Genomic DNA, 21,723 nt, shown 5'->3' on the forward strand with positions numbered 1-21,723 from the left:
CCTGGAGTGACGCACGCCGCCGCTACGCCTCCGGGACCTCTTCGACCGCCGCGCCGTCCGTCACCGCGGGCGCGTCCTTCTTTCGGGTGCCGGGCCGGCGGCGGGCGGTGAACAGGCTTTCGCGCGCGACCTGCGAGATGGCCAGCACGGCGGGGTGCTTCAGCCGCCGCTCCACCGAGATGGCGTAGAACCGCTCGCGCACCTCGTCCGCGCGCCCGACGACCGCAACCGCGTACTGCCGCCGGATCTCCGGCTCGATGGCCGACGGCCCCGCGAACAGCGCGATCCCCGCCTGCCCGAAGGTCTTCAGCAGCGCGCTGTCGCCCACCTCGGCCACCACGCGCGGGCGAACCCCGATGTCGTCGAACCACTGTGCCAGCGAGCGGCGCAGCGTGGTGCCCTCCGTCGGCAGCAGCATGGGCGCGCCATCCAACGACCGGGGAAAGTCCGGCGCATACGCATCCGCCAGCGCCGGCGCGCCGAAGAAGGTGATCCCGCACTCGCCCAGCAGGTGGTTGAAGGCACGCACCGGCGCCGCCGGCGGCAGCGGCGAGTCGGTGAGCACCAGGTCTACCTCGTTGATGCTGAGCTCCGCGAACAGGCGCTCGGGCCGGTCGTCGTGCACCACCAGCCGCGTGGGCGGATCCATCTTGAGCGCGGGCGCCAGCAGGCGGTAGGCGAGCAGCTTGGGAAACGCGTCCGTCACCCCCACGGTCAGCCGCATGGGCTTGCCGGTGGGGCGGCCGCGCAGCGTTTCGGCCAGTTCGCGCCCCAGGCCGAAGATCTCGTCCGCGTACTTCTGCGCGGTTCGTCCCGCCTCCGTCAGCGCCAGGCCGCGGCCGGCACGGACGAACAGGGGCTCGCCCAGCTGCTGCTCCAGCTTTTGCAGCTGCGCGCTGATGGCGGGCTGGGTAACGTGCAGCACCTTGGAGGCGCGGGCGATGCTCCCCTCGCGCGCCACGGTCCAGAAGTACTGCAGGTGCCGGTAGTTGAGCGAAGGCACGGATCGAAGGGGAACGGGTGGCGGTGCAGGGCCGATCCATCAGACAAAGTGATGAATCCCCTTACGAATATGCATTTGTGCTTTAGTCGTCAACGTGTGATTATCGTCGGCGCGCGGCGGCGGTGGTCCGCCGGCCATTCACCCGAACCGCAACGGCATCGCATGAACGCCACCGATCCGCTGGCCGCGCCCGTGTCCCGCCGCCGCGCGCTGGGCCTTCTTTCGCTTTCGGGCGCCGCCGTGGCCGCGGGTGGCGCTTTGCCCATGCCGCTGCACGCCGCCGGCGGCGACGCGCTGCCGGCCATCCGCAATCCCGCCCAGGCCCTGGCCGAGCTGATGGCGGGCAACCGGCGCTTCGTCGAGGGGCGCGCCGTGGGGCCCCACCGCAACCTGGCCCGCGTGCGCGAGGTGTCCGCCGGCCAGGCGCCGTTCGCCGCGGTGCTCTCGTGCGCCGACTCGCGCGTGCCGGTGGAAATCGTGTTCGACCAGGGCTTCGGCGACGTGTTCGTGTGCCGCGCGGCGGGGAACGTCGTTACGCCGGAGCTGATCGGCAGCCTGGAATTCGGCACGGCGGTGCTGGGGGCCAAGGCGCTGGTGGTGCTGGGCCACACGCACTGCGGCGCCGTCAAGGCCACCATCGCCGGCCAGGCGGTGCCCGGGCAGATCAGCACGCTGTATCGCCACATCCGCCCGGCGGTGGACCGCTCGGCCACGCGCGAGCTGGAGGACGTGGCGCGCCATAACGTGCGCATCCAGGCGGAGCTGCTGCGCACGTCGTCGCCCGTGATCGCGCAGCTGATCGCCGAGGAGAAGCTGGTGGTCGCCGGCGGCTTCTACGACCTGGAGACGGGGCGGGTTACGCTGCTGGAGGAGTGACCTTCGGGCGCAGGCGTCCGGAACGTGATGGGTACGAACCCGCCGGCGTCGCTGCCGGCGGGTTCGCTTTCGTTGTGTCGATGCCGGCCATCAGCCCAGCGCGCCGCGGGATAAACGTGTGGCGCCGAGGCACGCGGGTTGCTCTCCACGCCGGGACACTCGTCTGTCTCGAACCTGTGGAGGTGTATGGCTACGTATGGCATGGCCGCGCGGCGTCTGTTCGCGTGCGCGGCGCTGGTGTTCCTGGCGCCCGCGGGGTGCTCGGACGTGCTTTCGAACGTAGAACCCGGGAACGAAGAGAAGTCCTCCGACACGGGCACGCAGGGGAACGGGCCGTTCGAGGGCCCGGAAGGCGAGGCGCCGTCCCAGGCCATGTCCGCCAGCACCGACTGCCCCAACCGCTGCGCGCTGTCCATGAAGGACCGGCCAAACATGCCCGCCGGGACCACGCAGATCTTCGAGGTGGACGAGGTGGCCCGGCTCCTGGGGAACGGCTCCTCCGGTTCGTCCGCCTTCACCTGGCGCAACGCCACCGGCGCCGTGAACCTGCGCGTTCCGGAAGGCTACGGCGGGGGCGTGGCGTCGGGGATGAACAACTGGGGCCAGACGGCGGGCTCCGTTATCATCCAGGGCACGCAACACTACGCCGCGGCGTGGGAGCCGGACGGCACGCCGGTGGTGCTGCGCTCGTCGCGGGGCGGCCCCGTGGTACCCGGTGAAGCGCTGGCCATCAGCGACAGCTCGGTGATCGTGGGGCGCACCACGGACGGCCGCGCCTTCCGCAGCCACTGGCGCACGGGCTTCCGCTACCTGGGCGCAGCGGGCACCGCCGCGTACGACGTAGACTGGCACGGCCGCGCCATCGGATACTACACCAACGCGTCGGGCGCCAAGAGGCCTGCCCTGTGGGCGGCGGACGGCACGCTGACGGACCTGGGCGCGCTCCCCGGCCACACGGGCGGCGAGGCCGTGGCCATCAGCCCGCGCACAGGGTTCGTGGTGGGCGTAAGCACCGGCGGCGGCGCGGAGCGCGGGTGGATCTGGACGGCGAACGCGGGGATGAAGCCGCTCCCCGAGGGGTTCAAGCCCGCGGACGTGAACGCCTACGGCGAGGTGGCGGGGTGGTCGGGCGGCACCGACTGGCCCAACGCGGTGTGCGCCGTGTGGTGGGAGGGCTACGGGCTGCGGCCGCTGCCCCTGCCCCCGCAGGTGAGCGGCTGCCGGGTCCACTCCATCAACAGCTGGGGAGACGTGGCCGGGTTCAGCGAGAGCATGGAGACCGACGGACGCTTCATGTTCGTCGTTCGCACGCCTGTCGTGTGGACCTGGGCCAGCAAGAAGTACCGGTACGGGTTCTGAGGCAGCGCACACCGGCCGCACCGATCCGCGAAGCCATGCATCGCCTCGTTCGCGCGTTCCCGCTGGTCGTAATGGCGGGGTGCACCGCGGCCCAGCCGCCGGTACAGCCCGCGCCCGCCCCGCCGCCGGCCGTCGAGCCGGCGGCCGAGCCGAGCCCCGCGCCTCCATTGGCCGTGGAGGACGTGCTGCCGCCGGCTCCCTGGGAGCAGCCGCCGCTCTCCTCTGCAGACGCGCCCGGTGTGCTCCTGACGCAATGGCGGCAGGCGGAGAACCGGGCGGCTTGCGCTCCGCTCGCGCCCGTTTCGCTGGAACCGCACACGGGTGCCCGGGTGCGTGCCGCGCAGTTCAGCGGCGGGTGGGCGATCGCGTACGACCTGCCGGGGCAGCGAAGTGCGTTCGGCATCCCGGGCACGGGCTCCAGCGCGGCGGACGACTCCTACAACGATTGGCCGCACCTGCTGCGCTGGCGGGACGGAAGCACGGCCGGCTACGGCCCCGAGGGTGGAACGGGTCCCAACCAGCTCGCCTATTTGCGCATTCCCGGCCAGCAGTGCCTGTACAACGTCTGGTCCAACCTGGGACCTGAGCACCTTGTCCGGCTGCTGGAACAGCTCCGGTTCGTGAGCGTGGCGGGGCAGGGCACCGCCGCACGTCCGTAGTTCGAATGTGGAGTGGACGCCGTGCCTCGACGGCTCAGGCCAGCCCCAGCGCGGCGCGCACCCGGTCGCGATAGGTACGGCCGGTGGTCACCTTGGCGCCGTCCGCCAGGATGAGCACGTAGTCGCCGTTGAACCAGGGCTCCACCTGGCGGACGCTGGCCAGGTTGACCACGGTGGAGCGGCTCACCCGCACGAAGCGCGCGGGCGGAAGGCGCGCCTCGAACGCGGTCAGCGTTTCGCGGAACTCCACCCGCTCGCGCCCCGCGTGCAGCGTCAGCGTGTTTCCGTCCGCCTCCACGCGGTCGATGGTGGCCGGGTCCACCAGCAGCACCCGGGTGCCCGTGCGCACCGCCACGCGTGCGGGCGCGCCCGCGCCCGTGCCCCGGAGAACGGCGTGGAGCTGGGCCTGGATCTCGGATGCGGACCGGGTCGACAGCCGCTCCCGGGCGCGGGCGAGCGTGGCGGCCAGGCGCTCGCGCTGCACGGGCTTCAGCAGGTAGTCAAGCGCGTTCACCTCGAAGGCGCGGATGGCGTGCTCGTCGTACGCGGTGACGAAGATCACCAGCGGGCATTCGTCGCCCAGCGCCGCCACCAGCTCGAAGCCCGTCATCTCGGGCATCTGGATGTCCAGGAACAGCAGGTCCGGCCGCTCGCGTTCGATGGCGGGAACGGCCTCCCGCGGATCGTCGTAGGTGCCCACCAGCCGCACCCCGGGCACCTCCGCCAGCAGCGCGGCCAGGCGCTTGAGCGCGGGCGGCTCGTCGTCCACGGCGATGGCGCGCCACACCGTATCCGTCATCCGTGCTCCCCCGCGGTGGCGTTCTCCTGGAGCGGAACCGAAACCGTCACCCGGAACTCGTTCTCCCCCTCCACCATCTCCACCCCCTGCCGGTCGCCGAACATCTGCCGGAGCCGCGCCCGGGTGTTGGAAAGGCCGATGCCGGAGCCCGCGGCGTCCGGCCGCCCCCCGCCGCGTCCGCGGCTGTTCGCCACCCCCACCATCAGCATGCCGTCGCGCGCGGTCGCATCCACCGAAATCCACCCCGGCCCGCCGTGCCGCGCCACCCCGTAGGCCACCGCGTTCTCCACCAGCGGCTGCAGGAGCATGGAGGGCACCGGCGCCCCCTCCAGCTCCGGCGGCACCGCGTACCGCACCGTCAGCCGCCCGCCGTAGCGCACTTCGTGGATGGCCAGGTAGTGGCGCACCATCTCCAGCTCGCGGTGAAGGACGACCTGGTGCTCGGGCCCGCGGCGGAGCACCAGGCGAAGCAGCTCGCTCAGCCGCACCACCATGGCCTCGGCCACGTCGGGCTCGTCGCGCACGTGGGCGGCGATGGCGTTGAGCGTGTTGAACAGAAAGTGCGGCTGCACCTGCATCTTCAGGGCGCGCAGCTCCGCCTCGGCCAGCTGCGCCGCCAGGTGCGAGGCGGCCACCTCGCGGTCGCGCAGGGTGCGGTGGTACAGCAGCGCATGGCACGCCGCCACCCCCATGCAGAAGGCCAGCAGGTTCACCGCCGCGCGGTTCAGCAGCAGGTGCTCGAAGGCGATCCACAGCGGGCGGCGGTCCCCCGGCGGGTCGCCCAGCCACACGATGGGCGCGGCGATCAGCAGGGTGTGGGCGAGGGTAAGGAGGATGGCCGCGGCCCCGTACGCCGCCAGCGCACGACCCCAGCGGTCCGCGCGGATTGGCAGGCGCGCGCAGAGCCGCACGATGGCGGGCGCCAGCAGCGCCCACCCGTACCAGGGAACCAGGTGCAGGGCCAGCGTCGCCAGCACGGGCGGATCCCGGTCTCGCACCAGGTGCTGCACCACGCCCTGCGTGGCGAACACGACGCCGATGAAGGTGGCGGCCAGGAACGCTGCCGCCCACACCCGCGCGAGCGCCAGGCTCACGGGCGGCCGCGGGGTGCGCGTGCCTGCGGGGGGACGAGCACGGGCCGCGTGCGCGTGTGCATCCGCCCGGCTCGCATCACGGAAACCACCGTCAGCGTGTTGGCGATGTCGTGCGTGGGATCGGCCGCGAGCACCACCAGGTCCGCCAGCTTGCCCGGCTCGATGGTGCCCAGCGAGTCGGCGCCGAGGGCGCGGGCGCCGTTCCGGGTGGCGGCGCTGATGGCTTCCAGCGGCGACAGCCCCGCGCTGTCCACCAGCAGCTGCAGCTCGGCGTGAAGGTTGGGCGACGAGCCGCCGATGGCGTCGGTGCCGGCCGCGATCATCACGCCGCGGCGGTGCGCCTCGCGCGTCATCCCCGCGGCGAAGTGGAAGAGCGTAGCCGCGCGCGGCGGCACCTGTCCCGTGCTGTCGGGGCCGGGAAGCATGATCAGCAGGGTGGGTTCCAGGATGGTTCCCCGGCGGCGCATCTGCTCCAGCAGGTCCACGAGCGGGGGCGCATCCAGCGGGGTGGATAGAAAGGTCCGGTGGCGCAGGGCGCGGCGCTCCTCGTCCGTGGCCCCGGGGGCGAGCGCCGGCATCACCTCCCCGATGAACATGTCGCCGTGCGAAACGACGTCAACCCCCGCCGCCAGCACGTCGCGCGGGCGCCCGGGGTCCACGGCCAGGTGGCTCCACACGCGCAGCCCCTGCCGGTGCGCCTCGGTGGACAGCCGCAGAATCAGCCCGGGCGGCACCGCGCCGTAGATCTTGATGCCCGCAGCGCCCGCCTCCCGCGCGTCGCGGACCACGCGCTCCACGTCCACCGCCTCGTCCACGCGGCGGACCATCGGCGCCTGCCCCGGGGCGAAGCGCCCGGCCATCAGCCGGCCGCGTTCGCCATCGAACCATCCTCCCGGACCCGCCATGATGGCGCCGGCGTAGACCCGGGGTGTCGCCGCCGGGTCGGGGCGGGATGCCGCCGCGAGCGGGGCGACGATGGTCGCGGTGCCGCCCATGTCGCGTACTGTGGTGACGCCGCCCATGAACGCCTCGTGAAGGATCTCCGCCATCATTCCCTCGGGGCGCTCGCGGGTGCCCAGGTGAACGTGGGTGTCGATCATCCCCGGGATCAGGTAGCGCCCGCGCAGGTCGGTCACGGCCGCGCCGGCGGGGAGGGGCCGGGTGCCGGAGGGGAACACCTCGGCGATGCGACCGTCGCGGATCACCACGTCCATGTCGGCCTGGGGCGCGCGCCCGGTGCCGTCGATCACCGTCACGTGGGTGAGGGCGATCAGGGAGCCTGGTTCGCCTGCGCGCTCGCCGGGCGCGCTCCGGGCGAGACAGGCGGCGCAGGTGGTGATCAGCAGGAGTGCGGCTTTGCGGGCTGGCATTGGGGCGGCCTCGGCGAGGGTGGACATCGGAAGCACGGGAATGATGCGCACCCGTGCCGCGCCGCGTAACGAATCCGAAGCGGACGCACACCGCCGCGTGACGAACGACTCGTGACGTGCAACGAGTGATCGCATCCGCAGCGCGCGATCTCACCGCCGACCATCCGTCGCCCCCATCCAGCTCGAGCGAAGGGCCTGCATCGGCGTGCGATGCAGGGCCTTTTCGTCCCTCGGTCGACCGTGCGCGGTGGCTACTTCGTCCAGACCGCCCAGTCGTTGCCGGACGCGGCGGTCGTTGCCGGACGCGGCGAGGGTCCATCCGGCACCCGGGGACCAGCTTCCCGGGCCGATCTTCATCGCCAGGTTGCTGTTGACGATGGCCGCGTAGCGGTACGCGTCCGCCGCCTGCACGGAGATGGTGCTGGAGATTGTCTCGTGTCGAGAATCATCGGCGGGCGATGATCCACCGCCTGGTGACCGCGGCGCTGCCTCTGGCGCGGGACGCGGAGCAATCAAAATGATTGACGCGACATTTCTCCGGGGGTACTATTCGGGACAATGTCTTGCGGGGGGGTGATCCTGTGGATGCTTTTCTTCATACTCCAGAGTTCGCGCCTGAGAAGCTGGTGCAGGTGGTCCGTTCCTGCTGGATGCACGCGAACACTCCTGTTGGAGCAGGGAGAGGCCGCCGTACCTCACCGAGCACTTGAGGACCTTGGATTCGCCACCGGGGCTTGGTGGCACCGTTCCGCGACGGAGAGGCCGCCGCGGGAAACACTTACTGAGGAGTCAATTTCATGACGCGGAACAGAAAAATCTCGATGGCATCCCTCTTCGTCATTCTCGGAGGCGGGACGTTCCTGACCAGCCCGGCGGAGGCCGCGGCGGGTGCAGGAACGTTCGACTGCCGCACATCGGTCACCGCGTACTGCCAGTACGTTGCCGACAACTACTGCAGCACGGGCGCGACCTGCTGGTACAACACGCAGACCTGCGAAGTAACGAACGTCGAGTGCTGGGAATCCTGAGCTAAGCCGCACGGCGGCAGGCGCACACTCCTGCGCGCCTGCCGCCGTGCGAGGCCGGGGGGGAGTCTTTCAACCCGGCTCGGCACGAGCCGGCATTTCTCCGTGTTAACCAGTGCGGACGTCGTGAAAGCCATCTTGAGCAACCTGGGTGCAGCCGTAATGGTCTTGTGCGCCGTTACGGTGACCGGCCTCGTCGTACGCCGGGAATTGTTTTCTCCGTCACCGGCTGCCGCCGCGGTCGAGGCCGAAAGCCGCACGGTCGCCGGCTGGCGCAGCTACGCCGAGGGCCAGCGGATCGGGCCGGAGGACGCGCGCGTCACCATCGTCGAGTTTTCCGACTTCGAATGTCCCTTCTGCCGCGAAACCGCCGACCGGCTCCGGACGATTCGGGCCCGATATCCGCGTGACGTGGCGCTGGTCTACCGCCACTATCCTCTGCCCTACCACGAGAACGCGGTGCCCGCCGCAAAGGCAAGCGTCTGTGCCGGCCGCCAGGGGCGGTTCGAGGAATACCACGACGCCCTTTTCGCGCAGCAGGACTCGCTGGGCCTGATCCCGTGGACCCGCCTCGCGAGCACCGCGGGCGTCCCCGACGAAGCGGAATTCCAAGCATGCATGCAGGGTTCCGTCCCGGGCTCGGACATCGAGCGCGACCTGCAGGCGGGAACGCGGCTGGGCGTGCGTGGCACGCCGGCGATCCTCGTCAACGAGCGCTTCATTTCTGGCGCGCCACCCGGGGTGCTCGAGGAACTCGTCGAGCGCGCCGTCCGCGCAGCCGCGGCCAAGTGACCGAATGGGCCGGCGATACGCCGGTGAATTCCAAGATCTGAACGAGGTGAAGAGATGAAGTGGAGAATCGCTGTACTCCTGGCCGCGACGGTCGTCTGCGCGGCGGACGCCAGCGGGCAGGGCGCGCAGCCGCCCCGGGAGGGGGCCGTGCGAGGCGAGTCGCGCAACGCCAGAAACACCGCGTACACGGGGATCGGGGTGCAGGGGCGCCCGAGCCCCGCACCGGACGGCACGCCGCGGTGGGCCGACTACCCCGTCGTGCACGCGGTGACGCAGGGCTCACCGGCTGCGCGGGTGGGAATTCTTCCCGGCGACGTGCTCCTGCTCGTGAACGGAACCGACGCGCGCGATCCCCGAACGCTGTTCGGCGAGCCCGGAAAGGTGTTCACGATCCGCATCCGGCGGGGGTCGTCGGTCCGCGAGTTCGTTCTTGCGAGCATTCGCCGCCCCAACGCGCCCGCGATGTGACCGCGCCCGTGGGGACCCCTCGACGGGCGCGGCGGCGATCCGCGCAGCCCGGCCGGCCGCGGTTCTCCGCGCCCGGTGGCGGGTTCTGGGCAGCGCTTCGCCGGGTCTGCATCGTGGCCGGCGCCGTGCTCGCGGCCCTTGGACCACATAGCCTGTCTGGTCAGACGCGGGAGTGTCGTCTCACAGGGCGCGTAACCGGGCCGGACGGAGCACCCATACCGGGTGCGACCGTACAGGCTACCGGCTCCACGTTCGACGTGGCCGCTCGCGCGGCTCCGGCTTTGGACGGCCGCTACTGTCTCGCGCTGCCGCGGGGGGGCGAGTACGTGCTCCAGGTGGATGCGGAAGGATTCGTCGGCCGTTCCCTCCTTCTCACGGTTCCTGACGAAGGCCCCGCGCAGACGCTCGACGTGCAGCTCACGCCTGTAGCGCGCGCGGCCGTCCAGCTGGATCCGGTCGTCGCCCGCGCCCCACGGCGCGCTCCGCAGCCGGTGCGGCGGGGAGCGGCCCCCGGGAGCGAGCCCGCGTCACGGGCCGCGGCTTCCATTGGCCTGTTTCCAGGCGCGCCGGGAGACCTTGCCACGTCCGCGGGGGTGTCCGGACAGTACGTGCCGGTCGCGGGCGGCGACCTTTCCATCGACGGACAGCCGCCCACGGGCAACCGCACCACGCTGGACGGGGCGGGCTTCGACGCGCGCGACGTGCCGGCGGAGGGCCTGGCGGCGGCCGGCGTGTTCCCCCATCCCTACGACGTATCACGCGGACAGTTCACGGGCGGAGAGATCGCCGGGCGGACGATGGGGGGCACCAACGTCTGGGGCGGCGCGATGCGGCTGGCGGCGGAGACGCAGTGGCGCGCGTCCGACGGCGTCCCGGACGCCGGACGGAGCGCCTGGCCCCGCCAGCTGTTCGTCAGCGGCGGCGGCGGGGGACCGTTGCTGCCCGGGCGGCTCTTCGTGTACGGTGCGGCCCAGGCGGACCAGCGGCGGGTGGAGCCGCTCGGACCGGACCCCGCCGGGCCGGGCTCCGCCCTCCCCGCCGACTCGCTCGCCCGCTTCCGCCAGATCGTGGAGGGCCTGGGATTCGGTTCTTCGATCGGCGCCGCGGCCGGCCATACACGGTCCGCGAGCGCGATCGCACGGCTGGACTACCTCCCGGACGGACGGCACGAGGCGATGCTCCGCCTGGATGCACGCGGCCGTGAATCGAGCCGCGCCGCCGGCCCGGCCCAGGGGCTCCTCGCGCAGGCGCGCGAACAGAGCTTCGGCGGCGGGGCGCTCGTGCAGCTCACGTCGCGCCTTGACCGGGCCGAAAACGAGCTCAGCCTCCGCGGCTCCCTTTCGGGCCAACGCGTTCCCGGCGCGGGGGCGGGTCCCGCCGGGGAGGTCTGGATCACCTCCGGGGGAAGCAGCGACCCATGGTCCGGGGGACAGCTGGCCTTCGGCGGGGAACCCCTGGGACTTCCGGCGGAGGAGCGCACGGCCTTCGAGGTGGGGGACCGCCTGGTCCTGACGCTCGGGGACGGGAAGCACCAGCTGCAGGTGGGGGGCGCCTGGCAGACGGAGCAGGTGTGGCGCGCGAGCCGCGCCAACCGGCTGGGGACCTTCACCTTCGCGAGCCTGGGCGACCTGGAAGCCGGGCGCCCGGTGCGGTTCACGCGGGCGCTGGGGGACCGTGCCTCCGAAGTGACGGCCGGGTACATGGCCGCGTACGCAGCCCACGTGTGGAAGCCCGGTCCCGACCTCCGGGTTCTCACCGGCGTCCGCGGCGAGCGATACTCCTTCGCGAGCCCTACGCGCTCCTGGACCGGCGCGGACTCCACCTTCGGAATGCTGCCGATTCCCGCCGACTCGCGCTGGCGCATGAGTCCGCGCGCCGGGTTCACGTGGTACCGATCCGGGCCGGCGTCGACTTTCAGCGTTCTCGGGGGCACGGGGCTCTTCCGGGGCGGGGCGCCCACGCGCCTCCTTGCGGCCCTGCTGGCGGGCGAGAGCGGCCGGACCGCGAACCTCTTCTGCGTAGGATCGGCCGTGCCCGCGCCACGCTGGGAGGAGTACGTCGAGAATCCGGCCGCCATCCCCACGGAGTGCGCGGGCGGGGCCGCGGGATCGTCCCCCGCCGCGATGGTGGGGGTGACCGGCTTCTCCGCCGGCTATTCGCCGCCCAGCGTCTGGCACTCCTCGCTGGGTGCCACCTGGCTCCACCGGCCGTCGGGGTTCGGGGCCGAACTGCGTCTCGGCTACGCGCGCGGGCGTGCCGTCGCGCTCGCGAGCGACCGCAACCTCCATCCCGAGCCCGCGTTCTTTCTGGACGCGGAAGGGGGGCGCCCGGTGTTCGTTGCGCCCGTCTCCATCGACCCCGCTTCTGGCCAGCTCTCGCCGGAAAGTTCGCGGCGCGACCCGCGCTATGGGGTGGTGCGTGAGGTGAACGGCCGCGGCGCCTCGTCCTCCCGCACCCTCGGCCTGGTGCTGCACCGGCTCACCGGGAGCGGACTGACGGAACTGCACTACACCCTCACCTGGGCGCGCGACCAGAGCACCGGGTTTGCGGGCCCCGCCGGCGGCTGGGCCACGACCGCGGCCGATCCCCGCACGGCGGAGTGGGCCGCGAGCGACTTCGAGCAGCGGCACGCGGTCCAGCTGTCGATGATCCGGTACCTGCGGCGGTGGGCGACCGGGACCGTGGTCTGGCGGCTCCTGTCGGGAACGCCGTTTACGCCCGTGATCGATGGCGACATCAACGGCGACGGGCTGGCGAACGACAGGGCCTTCGTCTTCACTCCCGGCGCCGGCGATCCCCGGCTGTCGGCGGACATGGCCGCCCTGCTGGACCGGGTTCCCGCGGCGACCCGTTCCTGCCTGCAGAGGCAGGCGGGCAGGATCGCCGCGAGGAACAGCTGCCGCACTCCGTGGAACTCGTTCCTCGACCTGCAGCTGAACCTCTTTCCGGGCGGGCCCCGGAACAAGCGGGTCGTGCTCACCGTGTCGGCGGAGAACGTGACGTCCGCCCTGGACCACCTCTTCCCCGGGCCGAGGGGCGTACGCGGCTGGGGGCAGTTCCCGTCGGCGGATCCGGTGCTGCTCCGCTCGGTGGGATTCGACGCGGAGGCGAGGGAGTTCCGCTACCAGGTGAACCCCGGCTTCGGACCCGACGCGGGGCGCTGGGGCCGCGTGCCGTCGTCCCTGCGCATCCAGGCGCGGGTGATGGTGGGCGCGGACCCGGCCACGCAGGCGCTGGTGGCGCAGGCGGTCCTGAACCAGGACCGGGCCGACCCGGAGAAGCTGCGGGCGGACATGCTGCGGTCGTGGCGGAACGTGCCCGCCGACGTGCTCCAGCACGACATCACGCACACCGTCGGGCTTGCTCCCGGGCAGATCGCCGCGCTCCGGGCGGCGGCGGACACGGTGCGAGCGGAGTCCGAGCGGATCGCCGGTGCGCTGGCGGACGGCGTCCTGGACCTCGGCGGCTCGGACGCGGCACGCGTGCGGTCCGCCGCGGAGCGCCAGCGCGAACTGCTCCGTGACGGACAGGGCGTTCTGGACCGGGGCCTCACCACCACGCGCTCGATTCTCACACCCGAGCAGTGGTCGCGGCTTCCGCGCCGGCTCCGGGCGGAAGTTCGCGCGACACTGCCCATGTCCGCTCATTCGGGGGTAAAGCTGCTGCCGGACTTTTGAACTGGGCCCTCTCCGGACTCGGACAAAACCATGCCCCCCGACGCGAGAAGCCCCTCCAGCGCTACAGCGTTGGGGGGCTTTGTTTACGGACAGTCGGCCGGTCGGATTCGAACAGGCGCCCTGACGCCATTCAGGTGCGCTACCGGCTGCGCAGAACAGAGAGGCCGCCGGCCGTTCATAGCGCCACGCGTCCTCTCGATGTTCTCCGAATGGGCACTACCTTCAGCTCGCGTGGACGCTTTCGTGTTCGCGCATCCACTCGGCTGCAGTCTCGGAAGCGGACCGCAGATCGTCCCCGAACTCCAGGACGGCTTCAGCGACGAGCAGGTCCATCGATAGTTCGTCCTCCGAGACGTGGCGGGCGAGCTTGATGGATGCCATGGCGATGGCTTCGAACGCGCCGAAGCGGTCCGTCAGCATCTCGAGCAGCCGGCCGGGAGAAGCAAGCGTGCCCTTCGGAGATTCCGTTGTCATGGTGCGTCCTCCGATTCTCTTGACCCTGGCCGCGCGGCAGGGCTAGCTTGGGCGAGCGGGCGGCCTTCGGGTCGGTTCGCGTCAGGCGGGTGCGTCGGTGCTCTCTTCCCGGGGAGCCGATGCATCCGCCTTGCTGTTGGGCCCTGCTGGTACATAATGTAATACCGGAATGCTCGTTTGTCAAATGGTATTATACCATATCCCGGAGAGGCGCTGTGGATTTCAAGGAGGCGACGGACGTACTCACTTCCACGCCATCGGTTACGCTGGCGCGGATCGCGGAGGTGTTCGGGAGAGAGATGCACACGATTGCTCGTGCGCGAATGGAAGGAGCGAACGCGCGGCGTCCACCTCCGAACTGGCCCGTCGTGCTGGCGCAACTCGCGGAAGAACATGCGCGTGAATTGCGTCAGCACGCAGACCGGCTCGATCACCTATCCGAGGAACTGCGGGTACTGCCCTGAAGAAGGAACGAGAGGGTCGGCCCCGAGCAGCAAGCGCGCGGCTCGGGCTAACCTTGTGTTCGTTCGTGGGTGGACAGCTATGGCAGCGCGGGTAGGCCGAGCTCCTTGAGGAAGCTGTTATGCCGTGCCGTGGCCTCCCGGATCGTCTTATCGATCTCTACCAAGTCGGCGTGGACCTTGGCCAGATCAATCTCCACTTCCTGCTGCGCGGTGCTGACATACCGCGAGATGTTCAGGTTGTAGTCATTATCCGCGATTTCATCCATCGACACGCGCCTGGAATACCGCTCCCGCGGCTCCCGCAGCTGGTACGTGGCGATGATCCTCTCGATCTGCTCGTCCGAGAGATAGTTCTGTCGCTTGCCCTTCTCATACTCCTCGGCCGCGTTGATGAACAGGACGTCATCGGGCTTCTTGCACTTTTTCAGGACGAGGATACAGACCGGGATGCCGGTCGAGTAGAACAGGTTGGCCGGGAGGCCGATTACGGTGTCGATGTGTCCATCTTCCAAAAGCTTGCGGCGGATCTTCGCTTCCGCGCCACCCCGAAACAGGACGCCGTGCGGCAGAATGATCGCCATCACGCCGTCTTCCTTGAGGTAGTGAAACCCGTGCAGCAGGAAGGCGAAGTCCGCCGCCGACTTCGGTGCCAGCCCGTAGTTCTTGAAGCGGATGTCCTCGCCCAATGCCTCGTTCGGATCCCAGCGGTAGCTGAACGGCGGGTTGGCGACCACGGCATCGAAGTAGGGCTTCCTCGCGGGGTTTGTCTCGCGAAGCATCTCCCAGTCGTTCGTCAGCGTATCGCCGTGGTGGATCTCGAATTCTGAGTCCTTTACCCCGTGCAGCAGCATGTTCATCCGCGCGAGGTTGTACGTGGTGATGTTCTTCTCCTGCCCGTAGATCTTCCCGATGCCGCGCGGCCCCATACGCTTGCGGACGTTCAGCAGCAGCGAGCCCGAGCCGCAGGCAAAGTCCATCACGCTGGCGAGGTAGCTCCGCTTGCCGGTCTTCGGCTCCTGGCTGTCGAGCGTGACGATCGCGGAGAGGATGTCCGAGATCCGTTGCGGGGTGTAGAACTCACCTGCCTTCTTCCCCGAGCCTGCGGCGAACTGGCCGATCAGGTACTCGTAGGCGTCGCCCAGCGTGTCGCTGTCCGTCGAGAAATCCGCCAGGCCCTCAGCGATCTTGGTGATGATCGTGCAGAGCTTCGCATTCCGGTCCGCGTAACCCCTCCCGAGCTTCTCGGAGCTGAGATTGATTTCAGAGAACAGTCCCGAGAACGTGCTCTGGAACGAGTCGTTCTCGATGTACTTGAAGCCCTCCTGGAGTGTGTTGAGCAGGTCGCCATTCTGCGTACGGGCCATGTGGGCGATGCTGGCCCACAGGTGCTCGGGGCGGATGACGTAATGCGCCTTCAGACGCATCTGCTTCTCGAACGCAGCCACGTCGTCCGGGTTTTCCGCGTACCATACCGCCAGCGGTGACCGGCCACCGTTACCGATGGTGTCCGGATTGGGGTAGTCGCGCCCGAGTTCCTTCTTCGCGGCCTGCTCGTAGTTGTCCGAGAGGTAGCGGAGGAACAGGAACGCGAGCATGTAGTCGCGGAAGTCGTCCGCGTTCATCGCGCCGCGGAGCTGGTCTGCTATGGCCCAGAGCGTCTTACCTAGCTGTAGCTGGCCTTTCTCGGTCATTGTGCTTCTGGGTCCAGGGCAAACTCTGGCAAGAGTTCACGATTGAAGGGATGACGCTCCACGAAGCCGCGTAGGATCGTGCGAAACTTGTCCATCGTGTCCTCGCCCATCTCGATCGGCTCGTACATCGAGTATTTGCCGTGACTCAACAGATCGACGTATCGCTGATGCAGAACCCCGTCCGCATCGTCATCGTCCCTCTTGATGCACCTAGAGAAGTGGCCATAGCCGTGAAAGAACGCGGTTTTCTCCAGGATGCTGCGCAATACATTGAAGTGGTACGTGCTGACCGTACCAGCTGCGGCCGCCTCCCAAAGCTCGGCGAGTGCCGCAACGTGATAGAACTGCGGCGTGTCACCCTTTTGCGTCCTAAGCCGAAAGCCACCTGCATTCCGATCTTGCTTCAGGGTGTACTGGGACGGGCCGTTGATGTGGTTCTTAAGCTCGTAATGCAAGACATTGAAGAAGAGCGTGTGGTGCGTCGAGACGACGGTCTGAATGGGCCGCTTCGCCTCTCGGTAAAGCTGCACGAGGTGATTGGCGATAACGATCGCATTGTGCTCGTCAAGCGAGGAGACCGGATCATCAATGTACACATGCTCAACCCACTCATAAGCGGGGTCCCCGTCCAGCGCGAGCTGAAGGATCGAAAGGAAGAAGCACCAAATGAAGATGTTCTCCTCGCCACGGGACACCTTAATTGGAATCGGATCGCCGTTCTCCTCCCGCGCTCGGAAGAATGTCACAGCTGGGCGTAGCGGTCGATCGGTCAGATTCCGGTCTCCGTCAGGGTCCCTCCTCTCCCGGCGGTCGTAGTCTATGTAGAAGTTGAAATCGGTGTAGCGCTCCAGCAGCCTGCCGATCTTCACCTCCATCTCAAGCTCGCGAAGCCCTTCGAAAAACTTGGAGTCGTCGTTGAGTTCAAGTACCCGTTGCCGATCTCCGTCCAGGTCATTATCCCAGTTGAAGAGGTCTTCGGTGTAGGCGTTGAAGTAGAGCGTGTCCCGCTTCGTTGTCTCACCGTTCGCGTCAACCACCTTTCCGAGATCTTTGTAGGTCGTGGACAGCCGTGTCTTGCCGGTCCCATTGAAAGCGTACAGCAGGACGAACGGGCTCTTCTCTGGCTTCTTCTCCGCTTTCTTGGCGAGCTCCGATCGGAGGTGCTTGGCGAGTTCCGAAAGATTGGCGTAGCTGGTGTCACTCATCGCGACACATCCTCCGAACTGGGGAAGAGTTGCTGCAGCAGGCCCTGCTTGTGCGCCTTCAAGCGTTCTGTCTTCTGGGACTGCGCGGCCAGCATGTCGTCCAGCGAGGACAAACACGCGGCGATTTGCCGCTGCTCGGCGGGTTTGGGGATGACAATGTCAAGGCCAGTCTTGAACGTGGTCGGATTGATGTTCGCCTGACTAATGCTCGGCGTTGCAAGTAGCTTGATCCGCCACTGATACATCGGCGCGTTCAGCATCAGATTGCAGAACCACGGGTCGATCTGGTTCTCATCCAAGCGGAAAGAAACAATATAAGACGCCGTAATGCATTCTGAATCGTGATCAAAGATGGAAACCTTTCCGACAAGATCACGACTATTGGTCCTGTTCAACATTATATCGCCTCTCCGCAAACGGAAGAACTCGAAGTCTTGAGGGTTGAGGTCAATGTAGACGAGGTTGGAGAAGTCCAACCTGCCACCGACCATGTTGCCCATCCGCAGAACTGGGTACTTGCCTGTCTCTGCGGTCGGCGCAGACGTCCCGTAGAACGATCTGACTACAAAATCGCCAAACTTATGCGGCGTCCACTCCCTCGCGTCGCGAAACTCTGGGAAGCGTAGCCGCGGCACTGTCTCACCGGGCGGGACGAAGAGTTGCTGCATCAGCCCTTGTTTGTGCTGCTGCAGGGCTTCAAGCTTTCGGCCCTCTGCCGCGATCAGGTCGTCCAGCGAGCCGAGGCAGTCGGCGATCTTTTGCTGCTCAGGAGGTCCGGGTACAGGCAGCAGCTGCTCAGAAAATTGAGCATAGCTGATCATTTTGCCATCGCGAATCCCCTCAATGTTTCGCGTAAGCTGCTGAATGAACCGCTCCGACTTGAAGAGGTAACGGAAGAAATGATCGTTTTCGTCCCCCTTCTTCCGGAGAATCACGTACGCCGGGCTGCAGATGCCATGATAGCGTGAGTACTCGATTCCGCCCTGAAACGATCGAAGACTGATGATGAAGTCGCCCTCGCAGACTTCCTTGTAGCCCGCGACGCTCTCCGCCGTCACGGACACATGGTAGTCGATCTGATCGCGCGGGATTGCGCCATGCTCTTGCGTGATGGCAAGCACCGGCAGGGCTGGTGCGGCGCCGCGATTGTTGATTGGCTTAAACAGAGTGTCGCCGTTGAGCGTAGTCCAGCCAGGCGCATTCCGAAACTCGGGAAAGCGGAGCTTCGGCACTAGAGCCGAACGGTCGCCGGTTTTCATCGTGCCCCGCCGTACTCGTACGCGTTGAGGCCTGAGATGTCTCGGCCGTGGGCACGCTTGTTCAGGAGCGGTACGAGGTCGGCCATGAGGGCGAGTTCCCGCTCGCGGCGTTCACGCCAGCCCAAGCCGAGCGGCTCCATCAGGTCGGTGAGCTGCTCGCCGTCGAATATCATGCGCTGGAGGATGGTTTCCACGAAGGATGAAAGCGACTCGGTCGTCAGGCCATGCGCCCGGGCAAGGCCCTCGATCTCCCTGGCCTGCCTCTCGGCCTTGAACTGCTCGTACCCGGCGCGGATCGCGGCCTCATCGAGGCCTTCGCCCTCCTTAAGTGAGCGGACGTACTCGGTGATCACCTCGCGTTCGTTCAGGAACTTGGCGTCGGACTGGATCAGGCCGATGAGCTGTTCGCGGCTGATCTGGAGCTTCTTCGGGTCCTGTGCCGAGAACCTGGTGATCAGCTTCATGATGTAGTCGTAATCAATCACGGCGGAAGCAAAGAGAACGAACTCAAAGTCGAGCTGGTCGATCTCGGAATTGTCCGTCCCGCCGTTACCATCGGGCGTTCCCTGCTGCTCCTTGAGGCGCAGGGCGGTTTCCAGGTAGACACCGCGAAAGGCGCGCAGGTCATCGCGAGAAAGGGTCTGCTCGATCTGGTTCCGCTGCTCGCCGGAAAGATCGGTGTACTGGTCCAGCTGGGTTTGCAGGCGCTGCACCTCCTTGAACCGCTTGATGAACTGGGCCCGGGCGTCGTCGCCCTTCAGGTGGTTGGCCTGATCGGGTCTGGCTTCCAGTCCCTGCGACTGCATGAACTCGCCGAGGTCGGCGACGGCCTTCCGGAACTGGTCGATCACGACCGGCGCCTTGTCTACCAGCCAGATCTTGCGGGCGCGATCGGACTGCGCATCGGCGAAAAGGGCAATGGCGGCGTCGACGTTGTCCTGCTGCTGCCGGAAATCGAGGATCTGCCCGAACGGCTTCGTGGCGTTCAGGATGCGGTTGGTGCGGCTGAATGCCTGGATCAATCCGTGGTGCTTGAGATTCTTGTCGACGTAGAGCGTGTTCAGGTACTTGGAGTCAAAGCCCGTCAGAAGCATGTCGACAACGATGGTGACGTCGATCTTCTCGGCGCCTTTGCGGGGCAGGTCGCCGTTGGGGAACTGCTGGTCCTTGATGCGCTGCTGCACGTCCTGGTAGTACAGGTCAAAGTTGTTGATGTCGAAATTCGTCCCGTACCGCAGGTTGTACTCGGCGATGATCGCCTTGAGTGCGGCCTTTTTCCCTTCGGGATCATGCTGGTTGTCCGCCTTCTCCTGGGGAAGGTCCTCCTGGATCTGCTGGACATCCTTGTTGCCCTCCGCGGGCGGCGAGAAAACCGCGGCGACCTTCAGCGGGACGAACGCGGCATCGGAGGTCTGACGTTCGGCCTGAACCGTCCTGAAAACCTCGAAGTACTCGATCGCGTCATTGATCGAGGCGGTGGCGAGCAAGGCGTTGAATCGCCGGCCGCCCGTCGCCTGGTCGTGCTTGTCGAGAATGGCCTGAACCACCGCCCGCTTCGTGAGCGTCTGGCCAGGCTTGGGTGCGGACGCACCCTCGGGCTTGAAGTAATCGATGTGGAACCGAAGGACGTTCTGGTCCTCGATCGCGTGGGTGATGGTGTAGGCGTGCAGCCGCTTCTGAAAGATGTCCTCAGTGGTCCGGTACATCCCGAGGTCACCCTCAATTCCCTTTACGGTCGCGTTGTCCGGGAAAATCGGGGTGCCGGTGAACCCGAAGAGCTGCGAGTTCGGGAAGAAATTCTTGATCGCCTGGTGATTGTCGCCGAATTGCGACCGGTGGCACTCATCGAAGATGAACACCATCCGCTTGTCGCGAAGCGGCTCCAGGCGCTGCTTGAACGTCGCACGCCCCTGAACGTGGTTCTCCCCGCCGTTCTCATCGAGAGCGAGCCCGAGCTTCTGGATCGTGGTGACGATCACCTTGTCCGTGTAATCGTCGGAAAGCAGGCGGCGGACAAGCGAAGCGGTGTTGGTGTTCTCCTCGACGCAGTTTTCCTGGAAGCGGTTGAACTCGTCGCGGGTCTGCCGGTCCAGGTCCTTGCGGTCGACCACAAAGACGCACTTGTGAATGCTCTCGTTCGTCTTGAGGAGCGTCGAAGCCTTGAAGGACGTGAGCGTCTTTCCAGACCCGGTCGTGTGCCAGATGTAGCCGTTGCCGCAGTTCTGGTCGATGCTGTCGACGATGGCCTTCACCGCGTAGATCTGGTACGGGCGCATCATCAGGAGCTTCTGCTCACTGGCGATGAGAACCATGTACTTGCTGATCGTCTGCCCGAGCGTGCACTTGGAGAGGAACCGGTCGCTGAAATCGTCCAGGTGGCGAATCGGCGTGTTGTCCTCGGCCGCGTACTGGTAGATCGGGAGGAACCGCTCGTTCGCGTCGAAGGCGAAGTGACGGGCGTTGTTGTTCGCGAAGTACCACGTGTCCGTGCGGTTGCTTACGACGAACAACTGGACGAAGCAGAGAAGCGTGTTGGTGTAGCCGTTGCCCGGGTCGTTCTTGTAGTCGACGATCTGCTCCATCGCCCGCCGGGGGCTGGTTCCGAGCGTCTTGAGCTCAATCTGAACCACGGGCACGCCGTTGATCAGGAGTACGACGTCGTAGCGGTGATGGCTGGCCTCGGTATTGATGCGGAGCTGATTGACGACCTCGAAGGTGTTCTTGCACCAATCCTTGATGTTGACCAGAGTGTAATTGAGTGGCGTGCCGTCGTCCCGAGTGAAGCCGTTGATCTCGCGGAGCGTTCGGGCAGCAGTAAAAACATCGGGCGTGATGATGCTATCACGCAGACGCTTGAACTCGCCGTCCGTGAGCCTGACGCGGTTCAGGGCTTCGAACTTCTCACGGAAATTCTGCTCGAGAGTGGCGCGGTCACGAATGTCCGTGCGGTACTCGTACTTCAAGCTGCAAAGCCTCTCAAGCAGCTCCTTCTCAAGCCGGCGTTCGTCTGAGGTCATCCAGCTTCAAATCACTGTTGGGAGAGATTGCGGTGTGCGATCGACGCTTGCACGGACCTGTCGGCGTCTTTCTCGGGCAGCACGCCCCCGTGCGACAGTGGGATCCGGTCGGTGGCGGAAAAAGGGTGATACACTGACGTGCCGATAGGCGGTCGCGGATCGCTGGCCATGAGATGCGACGCCAACCTCATGACGCCGGGGCAGAGCTGAAGATACCGCGAGCCCGGTCCCGCCTGCAACCGCTTCCCGCCAGCGACCGGTCCGGTAAGCTGGAACGAGGTTGGATCCCGATCACCATGCCGGTACGTTGCCGGTAGGAACGCGAAAGGCCCCGCAACGAAACCGTTGCAGGGCCTTAACTTACGCTAGTCGGGGCGCCGCATTTGAACCGGCGGCCCCCTAAGCCCCATTCAGGTAAGGAAGTGGGGCAGTAGCGTCGTCGTCAGTGGGCGGGTTCGCAGTCCTCTCGAAACTGTTGTACTCCCACGCCG

General features: G+C 67.3%; 18 protein-coding genes. 8 read left to right on the forward strand and 10 right to left on the reverse strand.

Features of this window, described 5'->3' with window-relative positions; genetic code table 11:
• Positions 1 to 22: 22 nt before the first annotated feature.
• Positions 23 to 1,003 (reverse strand): LysR family transcriptional regulator, encoded by a 981-nt coding sequence (locus tag VGB24_RS17385; RefSeq protein WP_331074216.1) that lies wholly within the window; start codon positions 1,001 to 1,003, stop codon positions 23 to 25.
• Positions 1,004 to 1,165: 162 nt separating this feature from the next.
• Here VGB24_RS17385 and VGB24_RS17390 point away from each other — a divergent pair, with 162 nt between their 5' ends.
• The 3 genes from VGB24_RS17390 (at position 1,166) to VGB24_RS17400 (ending at position 3,897) form a co-directional block, all read left to right on the forward strand.
• A complete protein-coding gene (locus VGB24_RS17390) occupies positions 1,166 to 1,879 on the forward strand; it encodes a carbonic anhydrase (protein ID WP_331074217.1) in 714 nt (237 codons plus the stop codon).
• Positions 1,880 to 2,065: 186 nt separating this feature from the next.
• Positions 2,066 to 3,238 carry a hypothetical protein gene (locus VGB24_RS17395; protein WP_331074218.1) on the forward strand — a complete coding sequence of 391 codons (1,173 nt, stop codon included), beginning with the start codon at positions 2,066 to 2,068 and terminating at the stop codon, positions 3,236 to 3,238.
• Positions 3,239 to 3,273: 35 nt separating this feature from the next.
• Positions 3,274 to 3,897, forward strand: coding sequence for a hypothetical protein (locus VGB24_RS17400; protein ID WP_331074219.1), 624 nt, complete (start codon positions 3,274 to 3,276; stop codon positions 3,895 to 3,897).
• A gap of 34 nt (positions 3,898 to 3,931) precedes the next feature.
• Here VGB24_RS17400 and VGB24_RS17405 read toward each other — a convergent pair whose 3' ends face one another.
• The 4 genes from VGB24_RS17405 to VGB24_RS17420 all read right to left on the reverse strand — a co-directional run bounded on the left by VGB24_RS17405 (position 3,932) and on the right by VGB24_RS17420 (position 7,676).
• Positions 3,932 to 4,696 carry a LytTR family DNA-binding domain-containing protein gene (locus VGB24_RS17405; RefSeq protein WP_331074220.1) on the reverse strand — a complete coding sequence of 255 codons (765 nt, stop codon included), beginning with the start codon at positions 4,694 to 4,696 and terminating at the stop codon, positions 3,932 to 3,934.
• The gene (locus VGB24_RS17410) at positions 4,693 to 5,790 is read right to left on the reverse strand and encodes a sensor histidine kinase (protein ID WP_331074221.1); all 1,098 of its coding nucleotides are present in this window, start codon (positions 5,788 to 5,790) and stop codon (positions 4,693 to 4,695) included. The genes VGB24_RS17405 and VGB24_RS17410 overlap by 4 nt, the downstream gene beginning before the upstream one ends.
• Positions 5,787 to 7,160 (reverse strand): amidohydrolase family protein, encoded by a 1,374-nt coding sequence (locus VGB24_RS17415; protein WP_331074222.1) that lies wholly within the window; start codon positions 7,158 to 7,160, stop codon positions 5,787 to 5,789. The genes VGB24_RS17410 and VGB24_RS17415 overlap by 4 nt, the downstream gene beginning before the upstream one ends.
• 150 nt (positions 7,161 to 7,310) lie before the next feature.
• On the reverse strand, positions 7,311 to 7,676 hold the full coding sequence (locus VGB24_RS17420; RefSeq protein ID WP_331074223.1) for an alpha-amylase C-terminal beta-sheet domain-containing protein: 366 nt from the start codon (positions 7,674 to 7,676) through the stop codon (positions 7,311 to 7,313).
• A 305-nt stretch (positions 7,677 to 7,981) separates the two neighbouring features.
• Here VGB24_RS17420 and VGB24_RS17425 point away from each other — a divergent pair, with 305 nt between their 5' ends.
• From VGB24_RS17425 to VGB24_RS17440, 4 genes are all read left to right on the forward strand, one after another.
• Complete coding sequence (locus tag VGB24_RS17425; RefSeq protein ID WP_331074224.1) at positions 7,982 to 8,188, forward strand: hypothetical protein; 207 nt, start codon at positions 7,982 to 7,984, stop codon at positions 8,186 to 8,188.
• A gap of 135 nt (positions 8,189 to 8,323) precedes the next feature.
• On the forward strand, positions 8,324 to 8,977 hold the full coding sequence (locus tag VGB24_RS17430) for a DsbA family protein (RefSeq protein WP_331074225.1): 654 nt from the start codon (positions 8,324 to 8,326) through the stop codon (positions 8,975 to 8,977).
• A gap of 54 nt (positions 8,978 to 9,031) precedes the next feature.
• Positions 9,032 to 9,445, forward strand: coding sequence for a PDZ domain-containing protein (locus tag VGB24_RS17435; RefSeq protein ID WP_331074226.1), 414 nt, complete (start codon positions 9,032 to 9,034; stop codon positions 9,443 to 9,445).
• 125 nt (positions 9,446 to 9,570) lie between these two features.
• Entirely contained in the window at positions 9,571 to 13,122 is a 3,552-nt protein-coding gene (locus tag VGB24_RS17440; RefSeq protein ID WP_331074241.1) for a carboxypeptidase-like regulatory domain-containing protein, read from the forward strand.
• Positions 13,123 to 13,344: 222 nt separating this feature from the next.
• Here VGB24_RS17440 and VGB24_RS17445 read toward each other — a convergent pair whose 3' ends face one another.
• Positions 13,345 to 13,596 carry a hypothetical protein gene (locus VGB24_RS17445; RefSeq protein ID WP_331074227.1) on the reverse strand — a complete coding sequence of 84 codons (252 nt, stop codon included), beginning with the start codon at positions 13,594 to 13,596 and terminating at the stop codon, positions 13,345 to 13,347.
• 215 nt (positions 13,597 to 13,811) lie between these two features.
• On the opposite strand from VGB24_RS17445, the gene VGB24_RS17450 reads away from it, so the two are divergent.
• The gene (locus VGB24_RS17450; RefSeq protein WP_331074228.1) at positions 13,812 to 14,060 is read left to right on the forward strand and encodes a hypothetical protein; all 249 of its coding nucleotides are present in this window, start codon (positions 13,812 to 13,814) and stop codon (positions 14,058 to 14,060) included.
• Between the two features lie 77 nt (positions 14,061 to 14,137).
• Here VGB24_RS17450 and VGB24_RS17455 read toward each other — a convergent pair whose 3' ends face one another.
• Genes VGB24_RS17455 through VGB24_RS17470 form a run of 4 tightly spaced genes read right to left on the reverse strand, consistent with a single transcriptional unit; the run spans position 14,138 to position 21,232 of the window.
• Positions 14,138 to 15,751: a type I restriction-modification system subunit M gene (locus VGB24_RS17455; RefSeq protein ID WP_331074229.1), complete on the reverse strand. Its 1,614-nt coding sequence runs from the start codon at positions 15,749 to 15,751 to the stop codon at positions 14,138 to 14,140.
• Entirely contained in the window at positions 15,748 to 16,956 is a 1,209-nt protein-coding gene (locus VGB24_RS17460; protein ID WP_331074230.1) for an AAA family ATPase, read from the reverse strand. The genes VGB24_RS17455 and VGB24_RS17460 overlap by 4 nt, the downstream gene beginning before the upstream one ends.
• Positions 16,953 to 18,215 (reverse strand): restriction endonuclease subunit S, encoded by a 1,263-nt coding sequence (locus VGB24_RS17465; RefSeq protein ID WP_331074231.1) that lies wholly within the window; start codon positions 18,213 to 18,215, stop codon positions 16,953 to 16,955. The genes VGB24_RS17460 and VGB24_RS17465 overlap by 4 nt, the downstream gene beginning before the upstream one ends.
• Complete coding sequence (locus VGB24_RS17470) at positions 18,212 to 21,232, reverse strand: type I restriction endonuclease subunit R (RefSeq protein ID WP_331074232.1); 3,021 nt, start codon at positions 21,230 to 21,232, stop codon at positions 18,212 to 18,214. The genes VGB24_RS17465 and VGB24_RS17470 overlap by 4 nt, the downstream gene beginning before the upstream one ends.
• Between the last annotated feature and the right edge of the window lie 491 nt (positions 21,233 to 21,723).

This window comes from Longimicrobium sp., from assembly GCF_036399935.1.
GTDB lineage: Bacteria > Gemmatimonadota > Gemmatimonadetes > Longimicrobiales > Longimicrobiaceae > Longimicrobium.

Coding starts and splice junctions, on each gene's coding strand:
- VGB24_RS17390 (WP_331074217.1), top strand. CDS start 1,166: ATGAACGCCACCGATCCGCTGGCCGCGCCCGTGTCCCGCCGCCGCGCG.
- VGB24_RS17395 (WP_331074218.1), top strand. CDS start 2,066: ATGGCTACGTATGGCATGGCCGCGCGGCGTCTGTTCGCGTGCGCGGCG.
- VGB24_RS17400 (WP_331074219.1), top strand. CDS start 3,274: ATGCATCGCCTCGTTCGCGCGTTCCCGCTGGTCGTAATGGCGGGGTGC.
- VGB24_RS17405 (WP_331074220.1), bottom strand. CDS start 4,696: ATGACGGATACGGTGTGGCGCGCCATCGCCGTGGACGACGAGCCGCCC.
- VGB24_RS17415 (WP_331074222.1), bottom strand. CDS start 7,160: ATGCCAGCCCGCAAAGCCGCACTCCTGCTGATCACCACCTGCGCCGCC.
- VGB24_RS17425 (WP_331074224.1), top strand. CDS start 7,982: ATGGCATCCCTCTTCGTCATTCTCGGAGGCGGGACGTTCCTGACCAGC.
- VGB24_RS17435 (WP_331074226.1), top strand. CDS start 9,032: ATGAAGTGGAGAATCGCTGTACTCCTGGCCGCGACGGTCGTCTGCGCG.
- VGB24_RS17445 (WP_331074227.1), bottom strand. CDS start 13,596: ATGACAACGGAATCTCCGAAGGGCACGCTTGCTTCTCCCGGCCGGCTG.
- VGB24_RS17455 (WP_331074229.1), bottom strand. CDS start 15,751: ATGACCGAGAAAGGCCAGCTACAGCTAGGTAAGACGCTCTGGGCCATA.
- VGB24_RS17460 (WP_331074230.1), bottom strand. CDS start 16,956: ATGAGTGACACCAGCTACGCCAATCTTTCGGAACTCGCCAAGCACCTC.
- VGB24_RS17465 (WP_331074231.1), bottom strand. CDS start 18,215: ATGAAAACCGGCGACCGTTCGGCTCTAGTGCCGAAGCTCCGCTTTCCC.
- VGB24_RS17470 (WP_331074232.1), bottom strand. CDS start 21,232: ATGACCTCAGACGAACGCCGGCTTGAGAAGGAGCTGCTTGAGAGGCTT.